The following is a 19,957-nucleotide window of genomic DNA, read 5'->3' as shown; positions in this document are numbered from 1 at the left end:
GCGGAGGATGACCATTACGGTAACTGTTGTATCGGTTCAACCCTATTAGAGGTGGAGCGTCATCGTCCGGAGAGTTGTTTGTGTCGGCCCCAAAGGGGTGGGGGCTCTTTGAGATGGAGACCACTGACGACGAAGAGAGTAACGAATTCCCTCCAGAAAAGCGTCTGGAAGCACCGAACCATCGACTGATCAAGGCAGGGATCGCGACGATTCCCGATATGGAGACCTTGCAAGAGTGTGTTGCCTACGAAAACGCCCACCAGAACCGGACGCAGATCCTGCGACGGCTCAAGTGGAAGGCTGATGAGCTACGTGAGGATGAAGGGTAAACTCTGCCGTTAACCAACACCCTCCACGTGATTTCCCTCTATTGTTGGTTAATATGCTGTGTCTCGGGTTTTCGGGCCCCGAATGGGTGCGGGGCAGCCAGCAGCAGCCTCGCGATCCAATCATGTCCTCCGATCTGAGATCCAGCGCCACCACGGCGAGTGAAATCGCTGCCGCCAGACAAACTGACTTCGTGGCGTTTCTCCACCGAGCTCCCTTCGCCGGCGATGCTCTCGCCCTCGGATTTCTCCCTGGATTTCGAGAAGATTGTGGGTACCAGCAGACCCTGTATCAGAACCTGAACATCCCCGTCGGGATGTTGGATAACGATTTTCGGAATCCCGATCTAGATCGATACATCTCCCGATTTTTCGAATACGAACCCACGGTTGGCGTGATCGGAGATGTGTACGAGGGAGACGACGTCGACGAGTACGTGGCTGCTGCCCGCGAGATTCAGGCGAGTTATCCCGACGCAGAACTCGTCATCGTCCCAAAGTGCCGCGAGGTGATCGACACGATCCCGAACGACCTCGTGCTCGGCTACTCGCGAGGGTATGCCGACCGATTGGCGTATGAGTTCTCCGAGCCGACCGACTGGCGTGGCCGCCGTGTGCATATCCTCGGTGGCAGCCCACCGAAACAGTGGGACGTTATCCAGCAGCTGACCCGACCGACACTAACCGACGACCCACCGGCCGACATCGTCGGCCTCGATTGGAACGGACTCCATCGTGGCGCACAGTTCGGTGAGTTCTGGACGGCTGACGGCTGGGACGACAGCGGTCGCAACGCCGACCACGTCACCGTCCGGAAGACGGTGCGCCATAGTCTCGCTCGCATCCGCGAGTTCTGGCAGGCACATGGGATCTGGCCCGAGACGACACCAGAGGACGCTGGGTTACACTTCGAGTACGAGGGACCGAGTCCTGCCGATCTCGAAAAGGGAGCTTGCACCGAATGCGGAGCGAACGTCTGGCGAACACGTCGCGGCCCCTTCGTCGCTGAATACGATACCGGTGCAGTCTGTGGGTACTGCAGTTACGAGTGCTACTTCACCCATCGCCATCGGAAGGACCTCGAGGAGATCGCTGGCGAACAGAGTGTCTACATCCCTCCAGCGTGACGCAGTGTGCTGTTTTTCGAGCCCGGGGAGAGGGCGGAGGCTCGGTCGTGAGCCTTCGTCCAGAGGTGACTTTCCGTGAGCCATCAACAAACTGTAGACGACGTTTCAGTCGATGAGATCCCGATCGATATCTCGAACACCCAGTCCGGAGAGATAGAACCAGCCGACGTGCCCGGAGAAATCGAGTCGATAACCCGTGGTTTAGCAAGCGAACAGCCCCCGACGAACCCACTGGTCGTGCTGAAAGCGGCCCGGTGGTGGTACATTCACGGCAAGGGCGGCACAGATCCCGCCTTCCAGTGGGCCATCGAGTGGGCGCGTCATCTGGCGACCGACACGCCTAGCGACGTCGAGCGGTTCGACGAGTTCCTCAAGTACCTCGTTACGGTCGGCTTCGCTGACGAGACCCACGAACTCCGATAATCGAGAGGGTGGTTTTTCTTCGCCCCCTGAGGGGTGCGGCGCGTTCTGAACTGCTGCAGTCCCGGTAAACTCGATTCGGTGAACACAATGGCTACGACCAGTAATTCGTCGGTTTCCTTCGAGGAGACCGACACGCGAGACGACGAGATGAACAGCACCATCGAACAGTGGATCGACGACCTTGTCGCAGACGTCGACGAGGCAAAAGCCAGCCAACAGTTCCAAGAGTGGCTCGATGTCCAGTCCCGATTCCACGACTACTCCCATCGCAACACCCTCTTGATCAAGCTCCAGTGTCCCGAGGCAACCCGCGTGGCGGGCTACAATACGTGGCGGTCGGAGTTCGACCGGCACGTCCAAGAGGGCGAACAGGCGATCTGGATCTGGGCACCCATTATTACGAAGCAGTGCCCGGAGTGCGAGAATTCGCCGAGCTACCACGAGCAAAGCGACTGTGACTACGACGAGACATCGCCCGAGGAGTGGTCCAAAGGACTGGTTGGATTCAAACCAACGGCAGTCTTCGATGTGTCTCAAACCGAGGGCGAACCGCTCCCCGAGTTGGAAACCGAGGCCACTGGTAACGCCGACGACCTGGTGCCAGCGCTCCTTGATGCGGCAGCTACGCTCGATATCGACGTCCGTGTCGTCGACGCTGCTGAGTGGGAGCATGGCGACGCAAAAGGCGTCTGCAAACACCGGAACCTCCACGAATGCCAACCCGTCGTCGAAGCGAAAGCCCGCTCGAATCAGGCCGATCTCGCCGTGACGCTGATTCACGAGTACGCCCACGCACTGCTCCATTTCGATGTCGACGACGAACCCGAGCGTGCAAAACGCGAGATCGAAGCCGAAGCCGTTGCGTACATCGTCGGGCGGTATTTCGACCTAGATACGAGCGGATCAGCGTTCTATCTCGCCGCGTGGCAGGACGACGATGCGGAGAGCATTCAGGAGCGTCTCGGCCGGATCAGTTCGACCGCGCAGGAGATCATCGGGACGGTCGCCGAGGGCTGAACACGCCTTCCCCGGGCGTTAACCAACGCCTGAATTATCATTCCTACTTTGTTAGTTAATTCGTTCGGCGTTCGACCCCGAGTGTTTCGATCAGTCCCGAAATATACCCCACCGACAGTCGATGTTATGATGCGGATCCTCGTGGGACGCGTCGATATCGCGGTCGTACTCGTCGGCGATCATCTCCAACGCCGGCTCGTAGTTCACCCGGTACTCCAACATGTGCTCGATTGCCTCATCCAACGGAATGACCGGATTGCCGTCGACCCACTCGCGAGTGATCTCCCCACTCGTCGGGAACAACACGTACGAGACGGCCGCGTCGGAGTCGGTTGCATCCGGCCGCTCTTCGATCCGGCTCGGAATGCCGAACTCGTCGAAGAACGCCGTCCACCGTTCGACGTCCTGGCCGGCGACTTTGATGAAGATCGGATAGTCATCGTGGCCGCGGGCGATCTGATAGCCGCCGTGGGTCCAGACGTAGACGCCGTCGATTTTCGTGTACGCGAACGGCATCCCCGCGAAGTGCGGAATGACGTAGCCGTCGTTGATCGAGGGCGGAACAGCGCGAGAGATGGCCGCGAGGAGATCGTAGTAGCGATCCCTGACAGCGTGATTCTCGATGTAGACGCCGTCCTCACGTCGGATGAAGCCTGCGTCCTCCAACCGCTGGATCCAGTCGTAGACCCACGAGTAGGAGCCGTCGATCTTCTGGGCGATTCGCCGGATCGAGTCGCCCGGCCGGGCCGCGACTATGATCTTCGCCGCGGTCTCGTCGACATACTCCATCATCACTAGTTATCGGTATCGCATCTAACTGTATTGGTCTTGTCCCCCGTATTTCCCATTGAGTTATCTCTATACAGATATACTATTCTTGGCTCAGGTAATCCGATCTGGCGCAGCATTCGAGCAGAGAGGGATTAACCAACAGAGGATACGAATGATCGCTATTCGTTGGTTAAGTTTTTCTGCGCCCGCGGAGGGGCGGAGGCGCACTCCCGTCTCCATCGACCCATGACCGACCGATATCTAACGACCGTTCTCGATGAGGCAGAGCGAGTCGCAGAGCACCACGAGCAGGTCGCCCAATCATCAGACAATCCGAATCACGGGTATCTCCGGTACGCCGTGCTTCGGCTGCTCGAAGGCAAGGCTGACGAGACATCGGTGAAGGTACCGCAGGTCGACAGCGTGACCGTCGGCTACGGGGAGGACAAGGCGATGTACGAGAGCTGGGACGCCGACGTCGAGTGGTGGAAGACGGTTCCGCCGCAGGCGGAGTGTACTCGCTTCCGGATGTTCTACCCCGACGAGTACGAGGCTGTTCCGCGAGTCATCGTCGACGTGATGGCAGCACTCGGGGCGTGGCGTGTCTGGACTGGGAGCGCAGCCGCGTGCGGCTCCTACGATCATCGCGAGCGCCGTGAGGTTCACTACCTGTGGCCGGAAGGCCATCCGGTGGAGGAAGTGCTCCACGAGCGGCTCAGTGGCCCTGCGGAAGCCGTCGCTCCCGATGGTGGCCGAACGGGCGACGTTCGCGACCGGCTGGTCGTCGACGAGAACGCACAGTCGCAGAACGACCTCGAGCCCCGCACGAAGCGTGCCGTCGCCGAAGCGATGGACGTCTCGCTCCTTTCGAAAGGTGGCCGCTACGAGGTGCAGTCCGCGTCCGGGAACCGGTACAAAGTCGACGTCATCGACAAGTCGTGTACCTGCCCTGACTGGCAACAGCGCTCACCCGAAGGAGGCTGCAAGCATCTACGTCGGGTGGATCACGAGATTAAGCAGGGTCGTGTTCCACGTCCGGATGGTCGGCTCCCAACGACCTCAGGGTAAATCGCCATCTTTCTCGTCGGAATCGCTCTTATGCGACTGAGTAGTGTGGCGGCACACTAGACTTTTCCCGGCTGGTCACCTACCGTGAGGTATGAGCAGCGACAGAATCGACGCCGAAAGCAAGGTGTCTGGAAACCAGGCAAACATCCCCGCACGGATTCGGCGTGAACTCAATATCGACGATGGCGATCAGCTCCGGTGGCAGCTCGAGGACGACGGGAGCATTCGAGTCCACGTCATCCAACAGCAAACGGGCACGTTCGCCGACTTCGACGGCTACGCTGGTGAGGAGCCGACCGATGTCACGAGCGATCACGACGCCTGGGGCGTCGACGAGAGCCGACGGCTCTCGTCTGCCAACCAGAACGCAAAGCGTTCTGGTGACGTCGACGTAGAGTAAATGCCCCGTGCACTGATCGATACGACAGTCCTCTTTGCCGCCGCATACCGGCGGGATGGATCCCACGATGCCGCGCTTCCCGTGCTCCAAGGCATTGACAATGGAGAGCTACCGGAGGCAGTCGTCCTCGACTACGTGCTCGCGGAAACGCTCAACGGCCTCACGACCCACGCCGGCCACGACGCAGCCGTCGACCTCCTCGATCGCATCGAAGAAAACGCCCGCTTCCACATCGATTCACTCACCACCGACGCCCTCGCGACCGGGAAGGCCCTCTTTCGCCAACACGAACCGCTCTCCTTCGTCGACGCCTGCATTATCGCGTATATGCAAACCGAGGGGCTCGGCTACCTGTATGCGTTTGACGACGATTTTGACGCTGTCGAGGATGTCTATCGGCTCGAGACAGCAACGAATCCCTACGACCCGAACTGACGCCGGCTGACGCTACGGCTGGTGACGATGTTCTGTCTCAGGATAGTGGCACCTCGTAGTCAGCCGCCAGCTCCTGAAACTCGTCCCACTCCGGGAGCCGGTCGTCGTCGACCTCGCCGTGCGTCTCGAGGTAGCGCAGCAAGGCGTCGATTTCGTCTTCGAGGCCATACTTCGCCGCCTGCGCTCGGAGAGCCTCCTCGTCGACGTCGACGTGGCTGAGCAGGAGGAGACAGTACGGGCGGTGGCGGCTGCCATCGTCGATCAAGAGAGTGTGACAGCAGAGCTCCGCCGGCGAGACTGCGTCAAGGTCCTCGGAGTAGACGTAGTAGCGGTGGCCGGTGAGCAGGAACTGGAGGTCGAAGGCCGCGAATCGAGCGAGGCCGGTTTCGTGGAACCCTTCGTCGTCGATTTCCGTCTCGGCCTGGGCGAGGAATTCGTCGTAGTTTTCCCAGAGAATCGTGCCCTTCGGGGCAACGGCTTCGAGGCGCTGGCGATGCAGATGATGTGCGAGTTCACGGACGAACTCGTGGAGACGGTCGAAGTCGGCATTGAACTCGTAGTGGCTGTCGACGGTCCCGACGAGACCCCGGTCGCGAAACCGCTTGAGGACCCGGTTGACCGTGTTGCGGTAGTTGTCGCTCCGGTCGGCAATCTCGGAGACCGTTCGCGACTGGTCGAGGTAGTACAGCACTTCGAGTGCCTTCCCGGTTAGCAGCTCGGGGAAGCCGATGTGGGAGTGCTGGCGAACGAGGTCCTGGTAGCATTCGACGGCACGAGCATCCGACGGGACGACTCGTTTTCGGCGGCCGTCGCGTTCCGTGTAGACGAGCCCCTTCTCGACGAGGTCGGCGACGGCACGGGAGAGGTAGCTCTCGCTGTGGTCGAGCTTCGTCGCGAGCTCGGAGATCGTGTCGCCGCGGTCGACCGTGGCGAGGACCTCGAGTTCGATGCGCCGGAGCACGGTGTAACATAGTACGAATCTTATATATGAAGAAGTTTCGAGTAGTGTTACAGCCAGCAATCGCGAGAACCGTCCCCATCGTCTTAACCAACAAAACTATGGAGTCACGGGTAGTGTTGGTTAACACGAGAGCAGCCGATGTCCTACGAACCCCCGACCCCACCGGCGAACCTCCCAACGGAGATCGTCAACACTCTCAACGAAGCCTCATCGGAGCATCTTCGGGACGTTGCCAGCTACGCCGAGGCGTTGGCCGAATACAAGGAGCGTGAAGCTCGTCTCGAGGAGAAAGAGGCGGACGACGCCGACATCGAGGAGCGCCCCGATGACCTCCCGGACGACGTGCCAGCGAAGGCGACGATCACGATCAAGGAGATCAACGACAACCGCTACTACTACTGGCAGTGGCGGGAAGGAGATTCGGTGACGTCGAAGTACAAGGGGCCGGTGAATCCCGACAAGTAGATGAGATTGAACTGTAGTCCGATGTTCTTTTCAGTACCATTAGAGACGTCGCAGACGACACCCCCCAGAGTGTGAATGGGTCCGGTCAACCCGGACTGAAACTCGAAGGGAGAGGACATCCACCCCACGTTTCCGTCGTTTCTCCACCGTTTCCGCATCATCGATGGTACCGACGACAAAGAAATCGTAGGACACACCCCCCGTTTTCGAGTTGTAAATGGGAGAGGGAAAGGGGAAAGTACAGTACATCGACCGGCACGTCAAATCTCTTGGCTCACCCACCCCCCGTTTTCGAGTAGTAACGAGACATCCCGACGAATGACACCCCCCCATTTTCGAGTTGTAACGCACCGCGCGGGATACGAACACCCCCCGTTTTCGAGAAGTAAGTGTGAGGAGAATACGGGCGAGATTAGTTTTTACTCCGGAACTGCTTCAGCCGTTCGCGGACAACCGCTCTGATAGTCGCCTCCTCGTGAGCTAGATCTTCGAACCGGGAATCCTCACGGATCGTCTCCATGATCGTTTCCGGATCCTCGGAGAGGGAGAAATACATATGCACTCCTCTGCCTCGCCCCTTGCCCCGACGCTCGAAGTCCAGTACACCGTACGTACTCTGCTCTGTGACGTGATTTACGAACGTCTCGCGGCTGTACTGGTCCGCATCCATCGTATCGGCAATGAATTGATACGTCTTGAACGCAGGTCCAGCAGGGATCCACTCAGGATGTTCTCTTGCGTAGTGGGCAGTGGCCGCCACAGCGTAGATGGAGAGTTTCTTTTGAGTTGAAATCCCGCTGATATGGCGGAGTTTGCGGTTTTCAGTGTACTTCTCCTGAGCTTCACGGACATCAGTCTCGGTAACTGTGTCAGCTCCACGCCGCTCGGCTAATTCACCAGCCCATCTGAGGAGATCAATCGCTTTCCGCGCATCCCCGTGCGTTTGGGAGCCGAACGCAGCAACAAGCGGAACAACGTCATCTGCAAGTGAGTCTGGCTTGAAAGCGTCCCGCCGGTTGCGGAGAATACTACGGAGCTGGTTCGCATCGTAATCGTCGAAGAAAATGTCGTCAGGGTTGTAAGAACTCTGTGCGCGGCTGTTGAGGTCCTTCATAAAGTCGGTGTAGTTCGTGATCGTCGTGAGTGAGATGGGACCATCAAAGTCAGCGAGTTTGCGAGCCCGTGAAAGCTGGTAGATGAGAGAATTGTACTCTGCTTCCTGATACGGTCCCTCGAGCATATCGATCTCATCGAGGATGAAGATGACACCATCGTAATACTCTCGCATGAGTTGGTACAGTCGCTCCAGCTTCTGATCCGTTGAGACACCGGTTTGGGGAACACCAGGATCAACGCCGAGGTCGTCGGCAGCAGCTTTGACTAACCGATAGACAGCCCGATCTGCAGTCTTCGGCCCCTCGCAGTTGATTGAAATGACCCCAAAGGTCTTGCCTTGGGATTCACACAGTTCGACGATCTGTTTGCAGACCGCATGAATGATGAGCGACTTCCCAGTTCCAGAAGGACCACTCAGAAGCATATCCGGGATCCCTTCATTCTGGAGGACCGGTTTTAGGTTGTCGACGACACGGCCTAGCTGGTCGTCACGACCGACGATACGATCCTCGTCGATGATGGTATCTGACCGGACGAGGTCTTTGTTCGCGAAGACCCCACCGGACGACTCGGTTTGGAGCCGATCACGAATTGAGATGCCGCCACCGTCGCCATTAGTTGCATCTTGAGACGAATCGGCGGAATCTGATCCGTTTCGGAAGGTCGTTTGTGACGTGCCAGGAGACTCCACCTCCTCATCCATCGACTCTGGATTTTCAGGATCAGCAGCAGAAGATTGACGATCCTCCTCACCTTCCGGATTATTCGATCCTGCTCTACGTCCCTCTCGTCCCATTATGAACCCCCTCGAACTCTGGGTATAAAAATATGGACCCTTGTGGAGTTGTAACCGGGCGAAAACAGGCTATCTAACGACTATAGCTCCGTATCCTCTGGATGAGTCAGATACCGTCTTCGGAATCTATCACCCTCCGTTGTCGAGTTGTAACGGTTCGACAAAGCTCGCTATCATCGAACTTCCTCGATGACCCGGACTCCCCGTTTTCGAGTTGTAAGATGTTGGGAGGCGGTAACACACCTGGTTCGATACTCGCACACTCACGTTGTAAGGAGAAGTGAGTCGAGGTGGGTCTCGGAGCAAAATCCACATAATCCGGATTTTGTGAATGATGCCCAGGGTGATACAGTATTTCTCACACTCCCCGTTTTCGAGTAGTAAGCGCCAGAATTGTTGCGAAAGAACGACGCTCGTAGAATCCGTTCACGAGTGAGAGGAATGCCGGGTTTCGGACATGATTGCTGGTGAAGCTGCTTTGGTGATCTCGAATGTTTCACCCCCTCCCCCCTTTTTCGAGTTGTAAGTCGCGGGGGGACAGGCCATCCAAGACGTATTGTAACGAGAGTTGAGGTAACTAAGTTGGTGTAGAGGCGGTGAGACGCAATAATACACGGAATGAGAACCACGAATGAGATGAAGTCGTCCTCTACATCCCGAGACATCAATCGTCTAGCTGAGCTAGACGATATATTTTCTTTGTCTCTAGTGCGGTTATGGTATGGTGACGTATGATATAAACTTTCGCATATATAGTCACAAGTTAGAAGATTAGATACTCAGCCTCTCTATCGTGCATATCCGCCATAATTGGCTGTTTTGCAGTCCCTCCTGCTGTTCACCCCTCCCCGGCATCACGAGTTTACAACTCGAAAAAGGGGGGAGGGGGTTCGTCAGGTCCAGTCCGTGATACCGACTACCTCGTGTGCCAACGGAACCCGTTCTCGCGACATTTTCTCGTCGTCGACAACCACGTATTCGATTTCTCCGGCCACGTCGGCTGGCTCGATCTCTCCGAACTGGGTGTTCTGTGAGTAGCCTTTCAGCGGCTTGGAGACGTGATCCGCTCAACGAGCCGTTCCACTGCTACGGTACCCGTCTACAGCTCGTCGATTGCTCGTTTCAGACGCCCGAGTACCGCGTCCCGTGACCGCGTGGTATCAAGCCGCTCGAGACAGTCCTTCTCATTTCCGGAAACGCTACTCATTCTCAAAGCTGGTCGATCTTGGTGTTCATAGTTCAAGTCCGAATCCGGGAAAGACGGTATATACGCTTTTGAACCTCTGCCACATTATCTGTTTTAAGATGGAGCCTGAGAGCGATTTCACAGATTTGGAACTCCCTAGGGTCATCGACACCTCTTCTGATGACCTCATGGAGGATTTCTATATCCCTCTTCTCTCACGAGCTAAGGTCTATCGACGTGGTGTCGGATACTTCACTACAAATTGGGTCCGATCTGCAGCACGGGGAATAGCGGAACTTGCTGAAAATGGCGGTACAGCCCAGTGGATAATGAGTCCTATCTTGGAAGAAGATGACTGGGAGGCTCTTAAGAGGGGTAACCGTGCTAAAACGGATGAGGTACTCCGAAACTCGCTAGATAGCACGATTTCTGATCTGCGGTATGACCTGGAGTATGAAACTCGCAATGCGATCGCGTGGATGATCGCCGACGGTCTACTCGAAATCAAGCTGGCTGTTCCTTCAAAGAAGTTGTCGGGTGATTTTCACGATAAATTTGGAGTATTCTATGACTGGTATGGGAATCGTGTTGCTTTCCATGGTTCCCAGAATGATAGCGAACAGGCTCTCCGGAATTACGAAGCATATACCATCGACTGCGATTGGATCAGCGACCGTGATAACGAGGGGGTGAATATGCAAGAAAAGCGGTTTGAGAATCTTTGGGAAGACGAAGATGAGAATGTCGGGGTCCATACAATCCCAGAGGGAGTTAAGGAGGGAATCGCTGAACTCCGAGATAATAACAATCGACCTTATGAACCACCAGAATCAGTCGCTACCACAGAATCTGAAATTGTTCTCCGAGATTATCAACGGGACGCTGTTGATGCTTGGTTCGAGAATGACAACAAAGGCCTATTCCAGATGGCAACTGGAACAGGCAAGACGTTCACAGCTCTAGCGGCGCTTGATGAATACACAGATACCGTAGATGATCCACTTCTTTGTGTAATTGCTGTTCCTCAGAAACACCTCGCGCGGCAGTGGGCCCAGGAGATGGAAACGTTCGGGCTTGACCAACCAAAATTTGTCTATCACTCAGCTAATCCGGACTGGAAAAACGATCTCTCTCGAGCGGTTTCAAATTTAGAACTTGGAATCAAGAACTACGAATGCCTGATTACAACTCATCAAACGTTCTCCGGAGAGCACTTTCGCGAGAAAGTGAGTCCGCTTTCTCGGGATACAATCCTCATCGGGGACGAAGTACACGGCCTAGGTTCCAAGGGCAGGCGAAAAGGGCTTCTTGATTCCTATGACGCGAGGATTGGGCTATCAGCGACACCGGAGCGCTATTATGATGAAGAAGGTTCTAACCATCTGCTTGACTATTTTGACGGGGTCATATACGAATACCCGTTAGAAGACGCCATCCCGCAGTATCTGACCCCATATCGGTATCATCCTATTGTTGTTGAAATGGATGAAGACGAGCTGGAGGACTATCGTCAAATGACTCAGTCTGTAGTCGCATCAAGATACTCTGAAGATGCGGATGAGGAGACAACAAATATTCTCCAATCACAACGCGCAGAAATCGTTAAAGAAGCGATCAACAAGTATGATGTCCTCCGAGATATCCTACGAAGTTTAGATGATATCAAGCATCTTCTAGTCTATACAAACTCAGAACAGATAGACACGGTCGGGTCGATTCTGAACGAATTCGGGGTAATGCATCACCGGTTTACCCATGAGGAGGGTGATGACTTGCGCGAGGAGTTACTTACCCGGTTTGGAGAGGGTGAATACGAGGCGCTTGTGGCAATGCGGTGTCTAGACGAAGGTGTTGACGTTCCAGCTACCAGGACAGCAATCTTGATGGCTAATACCGGGAACCCGATGCAATTCATCCAGCGCCGAGGTAGAGTTCTTCGGCAAGCCCCCGGTAAGGATCGAGCGGACATCTATGATCTACTCGTGGTTCCAACCCTTGAGCCAGACGAGGATATTGCGATGTCTGAACAATACATCCTTGAGAAGGAACTCCGTCGGTTCGAGGAATTCGCTGAAACAGCGGAAAACGAATATGAAGCTCGCAATAAGATCGAAGACGTTCGTATCGCATATGGTATCTGAGAAGATACATTGATATGCGTTTGTAGATATGGTTGCATTATCGCATGAATGACTCCGAGGTACATTCGTTAATCCTTGACCGTGTTGACGAGGTTGAGGATGACGATCTTCGGGCCTTCTTACGCGGGGTTTTGGAGCATGAACGGGACATTCTGAAAGAGCCGCGAGCCGAGTACGCTGAGCAGTATAAAGAACTCGTGGACAATTTTGTCGGGAACGAATCACTGCAGGAATTCGACAATGAATAACGTTCAGATATTCGAACTCGAAATAGAGGATTACCGGCAATATGAAGGAAACCAAACCATTCCCTTAGAGACTACGTCTGAGAAGCACATTAACGTGATTGAGGGGCAGAATGGATCTGGCAAGTCAAACATTCTAAACGCGATTACGCTGTGTTTCTACGGGGAAGAAACCCATACTGATTCGAACGATGACGAGGGCCTCGAGTCGGACCCGCTTGTCAACAAGAAGCGGCTGAAGGAATTGGAACCTGGTGAATCGATTCAAGGGTACATCGAGATCAAGCTGGGTAAAGGCGAACCCGAGTACGCCTTCCGACGAACTTTCTCGACAGCTCGTCAAGAAGATGCTGCCGAAGGAGACCGCGAGGAACGACAATTTAACAGCTCCATAGGTGACCTTCGGCTACGCCAGCGGTTTGGCGGGAACGACTGGCGACCGAACCCGAACCCTGAAAATATTCTTCGCGAGATCCTCCCAACCCATGTCCACGAATATTTCCTGTTCGATGGTGAACAGCTAGATGAGTTCTTCCAAACTGGATACACCGACCACGTACGGGCAGCTGTGCTCGATGTATCTCATATTGAACTTCTGAATAGTGCTGTTAGTCATTTAGGGAAGGTACAGCGGGACTTTGAGAGTGAATCTTCCGAGCTGGGCGGTGATATACAAGAACTCCAAGAACGGAAGGAAGAAGCCTCACAAGAGCTAGAACGGCTCAAACAAAAGCGGGATGACTTAGAGGACGAGATCAGCACCGCTGAGGGCAAAATAGATGACATCTATGATGAGCTTGCGGGTAGTGCAGACGATGACGTTCGGGAGATGCAGCAGCGCCGTGTCTATCTGGAAGAACGCTTGGATGAACAGGAAGAGGAGCTTGTAGATGCGAAAGAGGCTGTAGGGGCATCACTCGCCCGAGCGGGCGGGATTGCATACAACGCTGATGCCCTCCGATATGCTGTTTCTGAACTGGAAGAGTACGAATCGTCACAAAACGGTGTCCCTGGGCTAACAGAGGAATTACTTCGAGGGATTCTTTCTCGGAATACGTGTGTTTGTGGGGCTGACTTGGCTGAATGTGACTCTTCACGAGAACACATTGAGGATCTGTTGGAAGAGCAAACTAGTGAAAGCCAAGACGCAATTGAGGGTCGACTCCGGATGGAGCGAGCACTCCGTGATGGCGAATCGCTTATTGAGGATCTCCTAGCTGACCTCAGCGAGCTAGAGGATACACGGACAGCTATCGACGAGAACGAGACAGAACTGACCAACATCTCTGCCCAGCTTGAAGACGAAGATATCATCGATAATGAACGCGCCCAGGAACTAGAGCAACGCCGTCGGGATATCCAAGGTCGGATCAGTAAGATGGAACGTGAAGTCGGGGAGCTGAACGGGAAAATTGAACAACAAGAAGATGTCGTTGATGAGCGTCGAGAGGAGTGGAAACAGGCAATGCGAGAGCAGGACGAACATGACCTGCTTGTGAGACAGAGTGAGTTCATCGACAGTGCGACTGACAAGCTCTCTGAGATCAAAGGAGAGATTCTGGAGCAGGTTCGGACAGAAACTGAACAACGGCTCGAACGATACTATAACGATCTTATTTGGAAAGATGAAGACTATGAGGTAGTCCTCACTGAAGAGTATGAGGTGCGCCTCTACGGTCCGGACGGTCGAAAGAATCTGGGTTCACTTTCTGCTGGCGAACGACAAGTGCTTGCTCTCTCGTTCATGGCTGCACTTTCCAAAATCAGCGGATTCTCCGCCCCTGTTGTCATCGATACACCCTTGGGACGGATATCTAGCGAGCCGAAACAGCTTATTGCGCAGAACGTACCTGACTACCTGAATGATACCCAGGTCACGTTCCTCATGACTGACGTCGAGTATAGTGAAGACGTCAGGGCGTACATTTCCAACGAGGTTGCGAATGAGTACCATCTTGAATTCCAAAACGGTGTAACACAGGTGACCGACCGATGAGTCAAGATACCGAAGACAGCTACGAGGAGCGTGAACCCCGGCGTGACGTTCATATAGATAGCGAACGGCGAGAAATGTTTGAGGCGTTGCAGGAATCTGAGGATTCTCCCTTCTATCAAGCTGAGAATCACGATCTGTTCATGTTTGCACTTGGATATGGGAGAGAGAACACAATGCCTGAAACGATAAAGAACGAAAAGGGCGCGTTTTTCGGGCGTGCGAGTCTCTCGGAACGCCAGCAGGCTGTTATCGAGGCTGTGGCAGTGAGTGAAGAGAGAGATGTTCGAGTTCTTCGTGACCAGCGGATGGTCTATGAGATCGCAGAAGAGTACGCTAATGCGGGAATCGAATTGCTACACGGTCGAGTATTTGGTCCGGCAGATGACGAACCACGGCGGGAACTGGCTCTCGAGGTCAAGGAACAGTACCAGCCAGAGGAGGACGACGAACCGTGAGTCGTCGTCGAATATTATTGCGAAGTCCACTAGTAGCACCCCGAGAAACAAGCGTAACAACGATGCAACCCCCACTCTGTCGGAGGGATCTGATTCATGGATGAGAATCTATCTGAGGTTGACGAGGAAGTTCGAGGTGTAATAGAAATTATAGCTCAGCACATCAGTCATCAAAACAATTCTACCTCTCTTACGGACTTCGTGGACGAAGTTGGGGAGGCTAGTAGTGTTGATGATCTGTATGATTATCTCCTTGACAACCCGAAAGCTGCGGTCAATCTAGTCGGTGATTTAGAGGAGTACTTTGATCACCCTGCTCCTGACTTGGAGAAACTGAAAGAAGGACAAGGCGAATTTCCTGCTGATACTGAGCCTTGGTGGAATGTCGTTGAGGCCGACGCAGCGAAAATCCATCCCAAAGACGGTGGCAGTGAAAATCAAGAGAATGCGATCGATCTCGGCAAGAATTCTGTCGATCTCATCGTCACTTCTCCCCCTTATTGGCAAAAGCGGGACTATGGGACCAAAGACCAGCTGGGACAGGAGCCTGACCCGGATACCTATATCGAGCACCTGATCGATGCACTAGAGCACTGGAAAGTGTTTCTTCGGCCTACTGGGTCTGTATTCCTTAACATCGGCGACACATACCATAATAAAAGCCTTCAGGGAATCCCTGGTCGGTTTGCAAGAGCTGCTCAAGAGGCGGGATGGACTATTCGGAACGAAATTCAGTGGGCTAAGGATAATGGAATCCCGTCTTCAGCCCAAGACCGGCTTGTTCCACGGCATGAGCCAATATTCCATCTAGTCCAAGACAAAGATAATTATTTCTACGACTTGCACGGCTATTCAGAGCTATACGGAAATGGATCTAACCCGGGAGACGTATGGCGCATCTCTCATGATCGGAATACTGGAGATCACCTTGCTCCTTTCCCACGCGACCTAGTGCGGAGGGCAATCACGCTCGCATGTCCCCCTTCAATCTGTTCCGAGTGTAATGAGCCTCGACGTAGGGATACGAAGCGAGGATTAACAGAGCTCAATACGGATCGTCCGCAGGCAGAGCGGGCATTGGAAATTTACCATAATCACGACGAATTGACAGAGGATCATATCCGAGCCATTCAGGCCGTCGGGATTTCTGACGTGGGGAAAGCAGAGGAATTCCAAGTTGGTGCAGGAGCAAACGATGAAGATGTTCAGCGTCGTGCTAAGAAGGCAAAAGAAATTCTAGGTGGTTACTTCCGTGAGTTCACTTTCCCTGAGTGGACTACTGTCGGGTGGACGAGCTGTGAGTGTGAGGATCCTGATTGGGCTAGGGGAACTGTCTTTGACCCATTTGCTGGCTCTGGAACCACCATCCAAGTTGCGAACAGTCTTGGATATAATGGGTTTGGGACAGACTTAGATACTTCCAACTTCCAACAGGACCAGGCACTGTCCACATACAAATGACGAGATACGTCCTGAAACCTGAGGTCGTACGAGATTGTCTCCACCGGTTAATCGATGCCCCTATCCACCGGATGTTTCCTGGATATCTTTCTCTCCAGCAACAATCCGGGCTCGATAATCGGAAAACTGGACTCTCCTTCCCCTATAACGAATTTTTCGACGATTACCTCCGTGTCGGGGAGGATGATTCAGACAAGCCCTATTTTGTCCCCTTCAACCAATCAACAAACCCGTCGCTGAGTTCTCTCTGGTATAATAAGAACGTCGCCGGTACATATGCTCCTTCCTCCCTTCGATCAACTGCCCCACTTATGCAAATCGCCGAAGTTGAGGAAGGAGGACATAATTCGAAATGGGGAATTGAAGATCGTCATTGGCAGCTTGCCCGCCATCATCTTTGTGATGGCAATCAAATCCCCGCAGAATCTCTGTCTGCGTATCTATTCCGCGACTATGGATTTGAGGTGGACGATCCTTCTGCTTATACTCTTGTTGAGACATTCATTGAAGAATTTGGCTATGAATTTGGTGGAGAAGCTTTCTCCCACTTGTACAGAACTAGTGATTCAGAAATAACGGAGGAGTCATTTGTCACCTATGACTGACCACACCCAAACACAGCTGGGAATCAGAAACACCCATCGTACACCGACTAAGATACGACGACTAACCCCCGATCAGCTCGGTATTCCTTCAAGTGGGGATGAACAAGATGAAGAAACACGCTGGGAGTCTCTGCGGGAAAAAGCGTTTGAGGCCAAAGACGAGTCAGATGTTGGGGTAGCAGTCCGAACTGAGGATGGCTCTGTCTGGGCTGGAACTCGACTAACGAAAGGGATGTCTCATGATGTACATCCTCTCGAACTTGCAGTCTGGAAAGGGTTTGACAGCACTAAGCAACCAATTGTAGGTGTTGCAGTCGCGGATGAAGAGATGTCATCCCCTTGTGGACGCTGTCTTCAGGTTCTCAAAGATTATTCGTCTGAAGACGAAGTGGTTATCCACATTACTGACGGTGAGCAGGTCGAAGAGACCGCTCTCGCCGATTTACTTCCCTAATGTCTTCCCGATCTGGACCAGGAGTCGGTGGGCATCACAGAAGCTAATTATTACCGTGGAAGCTCATATAACTAGAAATGGTCGAAATCCCCAGCTCCCTTTGTTCTCTGTTTAGTACTCGGATCGAAGAAGAGGATGGAACGTACTTAGTAGAAATCCCCTTAAGTGAAGTGGATCATGAAGCGTTGTCAGCAAACGAAACGTATCGGGTGGCCATTCTAGAGTCCCAAGTCTCGACAGCGTCGTCGACGCAACCGGAGTCACAACAGCCTCCTTCTCGCGAGATTAAGAACCAATCCCCCTCGAAACCTCCTGTTGATGAGGGCGAGGTGCGCGACGTGACAATCGAAACCGTCGGGGATCAGGGAGACGGTATTGCGAAAGTCGAACGGGGGTACGTCGTGATCGTTCCCGGCGCTCAGCCCGGCGACGAGCCAACAGTCGAAATCGAACAAGTTCAGGAGAACGTCGCGTTTGCGAGCATCGTCGATAGCGACCCGCGAGCACTCTAACCTGTTGTCCCTTCTGTGGATCGGTCTTCTTCTCGGTAAACCATCGGTGTGAGAAGGCTCCGTTCGCGTTTGTCTGATGGAGGTGGTTCTGAAAATCACGTCACGTTTTCTTCACGCGTTCGCGATGGCACAACCTTCCAAGGCCGATATTCAATCTATGACAAAGGAACCGATTGAGGTACTCGACGACCTGGCCGACCAGGTCGCCGATGAGTTCGAGGTGTATAGACAGCCGGACGAATTCAAGGATGTCTCGCTCGTGATTGAGAACAGCGACGAGGAACATCCGACGCTGATCGTCCACGTCGATAGGGAGGATGCGGAGTCCCTTGCCGACCGTATTGATGAGTTCCTCCGCGAGCACGGTGCTCGTACTGAACGGGAACGACACTCAGCTACGGATGTCCGTGTGTTAGCGACGGTCGACTGACACCGCCCCTCCAATTTTTTGACTGACTGCAAGCACCGCTGAAGGGCCCTATCTTCACTTCCGAGCAAGGGGGTTCCGACCGCTTCAGCTCAGGTGGTCAATCTGTGCGGACAGATACTCTTGGAGAGCGGTGACCCTTTCTTCTGAGACAGCTGAGGCCCCGAAGTCACTTCGATACCCGTGCTTGAGTTCATCGCTCTCCAAGATCTCCAGACCACGCTCAAGTTGCTCCCGGAGCGCATCGTCTTCCCCTCGCCGCAGGTGGGGTGTGACAGCGTCGAGGTCGATCTCTTCAGCCACTGCCAAGACGTCCCGAAGGTCCGTTTCTCGGCCGCTGTGGAGCTTTGCAGCCACGAGGACTGCCCCATCGATGACTCTATCCGTCGTCGTCACTGTGCCCCCGCTCACCTCCTGTTGGTGGCTGTGGTCGTACAGGTAGTCGAACGACCACTGTGCCTCGGTCTGACGACACCCGAGTCCGTTCACCAAGAGGTCGAAGCCGATCGGTTGTTGCGGCGTGAGCCGCTTTTCGTACTCGATCACCTCTGTATCGTAGAACCACTCCTTGGCGTGGCTGTCCGTTTCCTCGAAGTTCCGACGTTCGAGGAATTCGACGAAGTCAGCTTTGGAGTCCGGCGCGACGACGATATCGAGATCCGTGGAGAAGCGAGCATTGAACGCTGAGACAGCGTACCCGCCGACGAGAACGTACTCGTGACCCTGTTGGGTGAGCTCCTCGAGCAGTTCGATGAGTGCGTCACTTCGGTTGTTGAAGCTCATGGCTGTGCCCGTTCGGTCTCTCGATACGTGACGCCGAGGTCGAGATCCTCGTACATCCGGTCGAGCATCGCCAGTGCCGACTGGAACTGGGCGTAGTTCTCGCGCATATACTCGATCGTCTCTGCTCTCGGGATCACCGGGTACCCTTCGACGTGATCGATATCGAGGGACGGGCCTGGCTCGAGGACGATCTGTAGCGGTCCGTCCAACTCGTCTCGGGGCTGTCGTTCGAATGCGGTCGGGAGGTTGAACGATTCGAAAAACGTCTCCCAGGCGTCGACGTCCTGCTCACGAACAGCCAGGAACAGTGGATAGTCGTCGGGCTCGCGACCGACCTGGTAGCCGCCCTGAGTCCACACGTAGACGGCGTCGATCCGCGTGAACGCGAACGGCCAGTCACTGAACTGTGGGATGACGTACGTTTCCTCGATGGAGGGTGGACTGACGCCGGCACTGGCAGCGGCGAGCTCGAGCGCTGCGTCTCGCACGCGCTCGTCGACGACCGTGAGGCCGTCGTCATAGCGGACGTAGCCTGCGTCTTCCAGCCGATTGACGGCCTGTCTCACTGTCTCGTAGGGCGTGTGGAGGTGTTGGGCGACACGGCGGATGGAGTCACCACTCTCGATGGTGAGGATGACCTGCGCCGCGGTATCGTCGAGAACCTCATACATCTGGTGGTTACCAATAATCCGGTAACAGTTAAAAGTCTTACTAGAAGACGGGGTAGAACGGCTCTGTCTGAGCTCTATCACTCAGGACTCTCCCATTGAATGACTGAAGAATGTAG

Annotated in this window: 21 protein-coding genes and 2 pseudogenes; 17 read left to right on the top strand and 6 right to left on the bottom strand. The window is 54.5% G+C overall.

Annotation, left to right across the window (positions count from 1 at the left end; genetic code table 11):
* Window positions 1-113: 113 nt before the first annotated feature.
* The 4 genes from NJQ98_RS17820 (at window position 114) to NJQ98_RS17805 (ending at window position 2,893) form a co-directional block, all read left to right on the top strand.
* Window positions 114-329, top strand: coding sequence for a DUF8129 domain-containing protein (locus NJQ98_RS17820; protein WP_262181179.1), 216 nt, complete (start codon window positions 114-116; stop codon window positions 327-329).
* Between the two features lie 122 nt (window positions 330-451).
* Window positions 452-1,453 (top strand): DUF6610 family protein, encoded by a 1,002-nt coding sequence (locus tag NJQ98_RS17815; RefSeq protein ID WP_262181178.1) that lies wholly within the window; start codon window positions 452-454, stop codon window positions 1,451-1,453.
* A gap of 75 nt (window positions 1,454-1,528) precedes the next feature.
* The gene (locus tag NJQ98_RS17810) at window positions 1,529-1,876 is read left to right on the top strand and encodes a DUF8013 domain-containing protein (RefSeq protein ID WP_262181176.1); all 348 of its coding nucleotides are present in this window, start codon (window positions 1,529-1,531) and stop codon (window positions 1,874-1,876) included.
* 87 nt (window positions 1,877-1,963) lie between these two features.
* On the top strand, window positions 1,964-2,893 hold the full coding sequence (locus NJQ98_RS17805; protein ID WP_262181173.1) for an ArdC-like ssDNA-binding domain-containing protein: 930 nt from the start codon (window positions 1,964-1,966) through the stop codon (window positions 2,891-2,893).
* A gap of 90 nt (window positions 2,894-2,983) precedes the next feature.
* Here NJQ98_RS17805 and NJQ98_RS17800 read toward each other — a convergent pair whose 3' ends face one another.
* Window positions 2,984-3,682: a helix-turn-helix domain-containing protein gene (locus NJQ98_RS17800; RefSeq protein ID WP_262181170.1), complete on the bottom strand. Its 699-nt coding sequence runs from the start codon at window positions 3,680-3,682 to the stop codon at window positions 2,984-2,986.
* A gap of 228 nt (window positions 3,683-3,910) precedes the next feature.
* Between NJQ98_RS17800 and NJQ98_RS17795 the strand changes: the two genes are divergently transcribed.
* From NJQ98_RS17795 to NJQ98_RS17785, 3 genes and pseudogenes are all read left to right on the top strand, one after another.
* Window positions 3,911-4,732 (top strand): hypothetical protein, encoded by an 822-nt coding sequence (locus NJQ98_RS17795; protein WP_262181168.1) that lies wholly within the window; start codon window positions 3,911-3,913, stop codon window positions 4,730-4,732.
* A gap of 91 nt (window positions 4,733-4,823) precedes the next feature.
* Window positions 4,824-5,066: pseudogene (locus NJQ98_RS17790) on the top strand (AbrB/MazE/SpoVT family DNA-binding domain-containing protein); the annotation flags it as partial.
* Between the two features lie 66 nt (window positions 5,067-5,132).
* Window positions 5,133-5,567, top strand: coding sequence for a PIN domain-containing protein (locus tag NJQ98_RS17785; RefSeq protein ID WP_262181166.1), 435 nt, complete (start codon window positions 5,133-5,135; stop codon window positions 5,565-5,567).
* A gap of 37 nt (window positions 5,568-5,604) precedes the next feature.
* Here the strand turns inward: NJQ98_RS17785 and NJQ98_RS17780 are convergent, their stop codons facing one another.
* On the bottom strand, window positions 5,605-6,528 hold the full coding sequence (locus tag NJQ98_RS17780) for a MarR family transcriptional regulator (RefSeq protein ID WP_262181163.1): 924 nt from the start codon (window positions 6,526-6,528) through the stop codon (window positions 5,605-5,607).
* Between the two features lie 138 nt (window positions 6,529-6,666).
* Between NJQ98_RS17780 and NJQ98_RS17775 the strand changes: the two genes are divergently transcribed.
* Window positions 6,667-6,993 carry a DUF6788 family protein gene (locus NJQ98_RS17775; RefSeq protein ID WP_121564767.1) on the top strand — a complete coding sequence of 109 codons (327 nt, stop codon included), beginning with the start codon at window positions 6,667-6,669 and terminating at the stop codon, window positions 6,991-6,993.
* Window positions 6,994-7,405: 412 nt separating this feature from the next.
* Here the strand turns inward: NJQ98_RS17775 and NJQ98_RS17770 are convergent, their stop codons facing one another.
* Window positions 7,406-8,812 (bottom strand): Cdc6/Cdc18 family protein, encoded by a 1,407-nt coding sequence (locus NJQ98_RS17770; protein WP_348533590.1) that lies wholly within the window; start codon window positions 8,810-8,812, stop codon window positions 7,406-7,408.
* Between the two features lie 995 nt (window positions 8,813-9,807).
* Window positions 9,808-10,091, bottom strand: a pseudogene (locus NJQ98_RS19105) (type B DNA-directed DNA polymerase); the annotation flags it as partial.
* A 119-nt stretch (window positions 10,092-10,210) separates the two neighbouring features.
* Here NJQ98_RS19105 and NJQ98_RS17765 point away from each other — a divergent pair.
* From NJQ98_RS17765 to NJQ98_RS17725, 9 genes are all read left to right on the top strand, one after another.
* A complete protein-coding gene (locus tag NJQ98_RS17765) occupies window positions 10,211-12,232 on the top strand; it encodes a DEAD/DEAH box helicase family protein (RefSeq protein WP_262181156.1) in 2,022 nt (673 codons plus the stop codon).
* A 44-nt stretch (window positions 12,233-12,276) separates the two neighbouring features.
* On the top strand, window positions 12,277-12,480 hold the full coding sequence (locus tag NJQ98_RS17760; RefSeq protein ID WP_121513345.1) for a hypothetical protein: 204 nt from the start codon (window positions 12,277-12,279) through the stop codon (window positions 12,478-12,480).
* On the top strand, window positions 12,473-14,473 hold the full coding sequence (locus NJQ98_RS17755; RefSeq protein WP_262181153.1) for an AAA family ATPase: 2,001 nt from the start codon (window positions 12,473-12,475) through the stop codon (window positions 14,471-14,473). The genes NJQ98_RS17760 and NJQ98_RS17755 overlap by 8 nt, the downstream gene beginning before the upstream one ends.
* Complete coding sequence (locus NJQ98_RS17750) at window positions 14,470-14,928, top strand: hypothetical protein (RefSeq protein ID WP_121513343.1); 459 nt, start codon at window positions 14,470-14,472, stop codon at window positions 14,926-14,928. The genes NJQ98_RS17755 and NJQ98_RS17750 overlap by 4 nt, the downstream gene beginning before the upstream one ends.
* 96 nt (window positions 14,929-15,024) lie before the next feature.
* On the top strand, window positions 15,025-16,389 hold the full coding sequence (locus tag NJQ98_RS17745) for a DNA-methyltransferase (RefSeq protein ID WP_137782904.1): 1,365 nt from the start codon (window positions 15,025-15,027) through the stop codon (window positions 16,387-16,389).
* Window positions 16,390-16,700: 311 nt separating this feature from the next.
* Window positions 16,701-16,994, top strand: a complete 294-nt coding sequence (locus tag NJQ98_RS17740; RefSeq protein WP_199242167.1) for a hypothetical protein — start codon at window positions 16,701-16,703, stop codon at window positions 16,992-16,994.
* Complete coding sequence (locus NJQ98_RS17735) at window positions 16,987-17,448, top strand: hypothetical protein (RefSeq protein WP_262181142.1); 462 nt, start codon at window positions 16,987-16,989, stop codon at window positions 17,446-17,448. The genes NJQ98_RS17740 and NJQ98_RS17735 overlap by 8 nt, the downstream gene beginning before the upstream one ends.
* Before the next feature lie 77 nt (window positions 17,449-17,525).
* Window positions 17,526-17,960: a TRAM domain-containing protein gene (locus NJQ98_RS17730; protein WP_262181137.1), complete on the top strand. Its 435-nt coding sequence runs from the start codon at window positions 17,526-17,528 to the stop codon at window positions 17,958-17,960.
* A 157-nt stretch (window positions 17,961-18,117) separates the two neighbouring features.
* Window positions 18,118-18,390 carry a hypothetical protein gene (locus NJQ98_RS17725; RefSeq protein WP_262181135.1) on the top strand — a complete coding sequence of 91 codons (273 nt, stop codon included), beginning with the start codon at window positions 18,118-18,120 and terminating at the stop codon, window positions 18,388-18,390.
* An 84-nt stretch (window positions 18,391-18,474) separates the two neighbouring features.
* Here NJQ98_RS17725 and NJQ98_RS17720 read toward each other — a convergent pair whose 3' ends face one another.
* Window positions 18,475-19,170, bottom strand: coding sequence for a hypothetical protein (locus tag NJQ98_RS17720; protein WP_262181132.1), 696 nt, complete (start codon window positions 19,168-19,170; stop codon window positions 18,475-18,477).
* On the bottom strand, window positions 19,167-19,841 hold the full coding sequence (locus NJQ98_RS17715) for a MarR family transcriptional regulator (RefSeq protein ID WP_262181130.1): 675 nt from the start codon (window positions 19,839-19,841) through the stop codon (window positions 19,167-19,169). The genes NJQ98_RS17720 and NJQ98_RS17715 overlap by 4 nt, the downstream gene beginning before the upstream one ends.
* Window positions 19,842-19,957 lie beyond the last annotated feature (116 nt).

This window comes from Haloarcula laminariae, assembly GCF_025457605.1.
GTDB classification, from domain to species: Archaea; Halobacteriota; Halobacteria; order Halobacteriales; family Haloarculaceae; genus Haloarcula; species Haloarcula laminariae.
Note: the sequence above shows the minus strand (reverse complement) of the source record. Positions and strands in the feature narration are given on the sequence as shown.

Excerpts from the sequence above, each read along its gene's own strand:
- NJQ98_RS17805 (WP_262181173.1), top strand. The coding sequence starts at position 1,964 with ATGGCTACGACCAGTAATTCGTCGGTTTCCTTCGAGGAGACCGACACG.
- NJQ98_RS17755 (WP_262181153.1), top strand. The coding sequence starts at position 12,473 with ATGAATAACGTTCAGATATTCGAACTCGAAATAGAGGATTACCGGCAA.
- NJQ98_RS17740 (WP_199242167.1), top strand. The coding sequence starts at position 16,701 with ATGCAAATCGCCGAAGTTGAGGAAGGAGGACATAATTCGAAATGGGGA.
- NJQ98_RS17815 (WP_262181178.1), top strand. The coding sequence starts at position 452 with ATGTCCTCCGATCTGAGATCCAGCGCCACCACGGCGAGTGAAATCGCT.
- NJQ98_RS17725 (WP_262181135.1), top strand. The coding sequence starts at position 18,118 with ATGACAAAGGAACCGATTGAGGTACTCGACGACCTGGCCGACCAGGTC.
- NJQ98_RS17745 (WP_137782904.1), top strand. The coding sequence starts at position 15,025 with ATGGATGAGAATCTATCTGAGGTTGACGAGGAAGTTCGAGGTGTAATA.
- NJQ98_RS17715 (WP_262181130.1), bottom strand. The coding sequence starts at position 19,841 with ATGTATGAGGTTCTCGACGATACCGCGGCGCAGGTCATCCTCACCATC.
- NJQ98_RS17730 (WP_262181137.1), top strand. The coding sequence starts at position 17,526 with ATGGTCGAAATCCCCAGCTCCCTTTGTTCTCTGTTTAGTACTCGGATC.
- NJQ98_RS17820 (WP_262181179.1), top strand. The coding sequence starts at position 114 with ATGGAGACCACTGACGACGAAGAGAGTAACGAATTCCCTCCAGAAAAG.
- NJQ98_RS17785 (WP_262181166.1), top strand. The coding sequence starts at position 5,133 with ATGCCCCGTGCACTGATCGATACGACAGTCCTCTTTGCCGCCGCATAC.
- NJQ98_RS17775 (WP_121564767.1), top strand. The coding sequence starts at position 6,667 with ATGTCCTACGAACCCCCGACCCCACCGGCGAACCTCCCAACGGAGATC.
- NJQ98_RS17735 (WP_262181142.1), top strand. The coding sequence starts at position 16,987 with ATGACTGACCACACCCAAACACAGCTGGGAATCAGAAACACCCATCGT.
- NJQ98_RS17750 (WP_121513343.1), top strand. The coding sequence starts at position 14,470 with ATGAGTCAAGATACCGAAGACAGCTACGAGGAGCGTGAACCCCGGCGT.
- NJQ98_RS17765 (WP_262181156.1), top strand. The coding sequence starts at position 10,211 with ATGGAGCCTGAGAGCGATTTCACAGATTTGGAACTCCCTAGGGTCATC.
- NJQ98_RS17760 (WP_121513345.1), top strand. The coding sequence starts at position 12,277 with ATGAATGACTCCGAGGTACATTCGTTAATCCTTGACCGTGTTGACGAG.
- NJQ98_RS17800 (WP_262181170.1), bottom strand. The coding sequence starts at position 3,682 with ATGGAGTATGTCGACGAGACCGCGGCGAAGATCATAGTCGCGGCCCGG.
- NJQ98_RS17770 (WP_348533590.1), bottom strand. The coding sequence starts at position 8,812 with ATGGATGAGGAGGTGGAGTCTCCTGGCACGTCACAAACGACCTTCCGA.
- NJQ98_RS17720 (WP_262181132.1), bottom strand. The coding sequence starts at position 19,170 with ATGAGCTTCAACAACCGAAGTGACGCACTCATCGAACTGCTCGAGGAG.
- NJQ98_RS17795 (WP_262181168.1), top strand. The coding sequence starts at position 3,911 with ATGACCGACCGATATCTAACGACCGTTCTCGATGAGGCAGAGCGAGTC.